A 2,397-nucleotide genomic window follows, 5' to 3' on the forward strand; every position below is an offset into this window, starting at 1 on the left:
ACTCTGTCCAACTCGCAGTCCCGCTGCCCGACGATCGAGCGCGTCCTTGCATCCGCCGTCTCATGGATCGGCGCATTCCTTTTGGTCGCCGTCATCGTGCTGTTGTTTGCCGGTGTAGCTGCACGATATGTTTTCCACATGCCACTCGTGTGGTCCGATGAATTGTGCTCAACTTTCTTTCTCTGGCTCGCTATGCTCGGTAGCGCGCTGGCTGTGCGCCGCTTGTCTCATATGCGCATGACCGCACTCGTCAGCCGCGTAGGCGCTCGTTGGACCCCGTTCTTCTCAGTCCTTGCACTCACCGCGGGACTCGCGTTCCTGCTACTTGTACTGGTGCCTGCATATCATTACGCGAGCGAAGAAGCATTCATCACTACGCCAGCCTTGGAAATTTCTGGCGCGTGGCGCGCCGCCGCTTTGCCCGTTGGAATTGCCCTGATGATTGTGTTCAGCCTCTTCCGGCTGATTGACGTCGCGACGGACCGACGAAGCTACGCCGCCGCCGCCATTGTTATCGCGCTCGTTGTTGCGTTTTGGCTGACCGGCCCTCTGCTCTCGGGCCTCGGGCAACTCAACCTGCTAATTTTCTTTATCGGCGTAGTCGGTGTGTGTGTCTTCTCCGGCGTCCCGATCGCCTTTGCGTTTGCACTTGCCACCCTCGGCTATCTCGCACTGACAACTCGCGTGCCCGTGATGACGCTGGTCGGCCGCATGGACGAAGGTATGTCACACGTGATGCTGCTCGCCGTGCCCACATTCGTCTTACTCGGCTTGCTGTTGGAAATGACCGGAATGGCGCGTGCAATGGTGCAATTCCTCGCCGGTTTGCTGGGACATGTTCGCGGCGGCCTGTCGTACGTCCTCGTCGGTGCAATGTACCTTGTCTCTGGCATCTCGGGCTCCAAGGCCGCAGACATGGCAGCGATCGCTCCAGCACTGTTCCCGGAAATGACCAAGCGCGGCGCCAAGCCGGGCGAACTCGTGGCACTCCTGTCCGCGACGGGCGCACAAACCGAAACGGTCCCCCCCTCCATTGTTCTCGTCACTATCGGCTCCGTGATGGGCGTATCTATCGCCGCTCTCTTTGCCGGCGGGCTCGTACCCGCGCTCGTGCTCGGCATAGGCCTCTGCATTGTCGTAGGTATGCGCAACAAGAACGAGGACGTCTCCAAGGTAACGCGCTTATCGCGGCGGGCGGTCGCGAAGCGCCTCCTGCTCGCGCTGCCAGCCCTCGCCCTGCCTTTCGTCATTCGCGCTGCCGTGGTCGAAGGAGTTGCCACCGCCACGGAAGTCTCCACCATTGGCATCGTCTACTCCATCATCGTCGGCCTGGTTGTCTACCGGCAATTTGATTTCCGACGCATTCAGCCGATGCTCGTCGATACCGTCGTCTTGTCTGGTGCAATTCTGTTTATCATCGGCGCCGCATCGGCCATGGCCTGGTCACTCACGCAGTCCGGATTCTCCCGAGACCTCGCCGCCGCAATGCAGTCGCTTCCAGGAGGCCGCAATACTTTCCTCCTTGTCTCCATCGTCGCCTTCATCGTATTGGGCAGCGTACTGGAAGGCATCCCAGCAGTGGTACTATTCGGCCCGTTACTCTTCCCCATCGCGCACTCCATGGGAATTCATGAAGTGCACTACTCAATGGTCGTAGTCTTGTCGATGGGGCTGGGCCTGTTCGCACCGCCATTCGGAGTTGGCTATTACACCGCTTGTGCCATCGGCAATGTCAACCCTGACGAAGGCATGCGACCAATCTGGGGTTACATGCTTTCGCTCTTAATTGGCCTCGCTATCGTCGCAGCCTTTCCGTGGCTTTCGACAGGATTTATCAAGACTGCGTAAGCCTGTCCTTGATGGGGAACTCTTAGAAAATGGGCTTGTTGTGGCCGCTCGCCTGAACTCAGCCAAAACAAGGCTGAAATATGCGACCACTTTGCATTCCTTTGTTCCGGCAAAACACCGACCAGGAAGCTGGCGAATCAAGCCAGCAGTAGTACTGCGGCTGACCGTGCTCACATCGATTGACTACCTCAAGCATCCGGCGCACGGAACCTCGGAACCGAACGAGGACGCTAAGGCCATTCCACGCGACAGCACAATGCTAAGGGTCACGCATGCTCGCGTCTCACGGTTCGCGAGCTATTTCGCCCGGCTCTGGCCGGGCGACTTTTTCGGGCATTCCGTGGAGGCCGAGATCACGTTCAACCCGCGTGCCTCGATACAAGGGTAAGCGGCTAGCCAACGCGTCTTGACGAGAGAGTTTAGGCGGCGTTCGAGTATGGCTGCCAGCGATGCGGCAGCAGCGCGTCGATGTCGCTGGCCTTGTGGGTCGGCAAGCGTGTCAGGACGTCTTTCAGATAGGCGAGCGGGTCGAGCCCGTTCAACTGCGCT

The 2,397-nt window shown here is 59.1% G+C and carries 2 protein-coding genes; one reads left to right on the forward strand and one right to left on the reverse strand.

Annotated elements, in window-relative coordinates; translation table 11 throughout:
- The first annotated feature begins 3 nt into the window (after positions 1–3).
- Complete coding sequence (locus NQV17_RS37645; protein ID WP_374692812.1) at positions 4–1,848, forward strand: TRAP transporter large permease subunit; 1,845 nt, start codon at positions 4–6, stop codon at positions 1,846–1,848.
- Between the two features lie 419 nt (positions 1,849–2,267).
- Here the strand turns inward: NQV17_RS37645 and NQV17_RS37650 are convergent.
- The coding region (locus NQV17_RS37650) for a transposase domain-containing protein (protein WP_257776138.1) at positions 2,268–2,397 on the reverse strand (130 nt) is incomplete at its 5' end.

This window comes from Burkholderia sp. SCN-KJ (assembly GCF_024656005.1).
GTDB lineage: Bacteria > Pseudomonadota > Gammaproteobacteria > Burkholderiales > Burkholderiaceae > Burkholderia.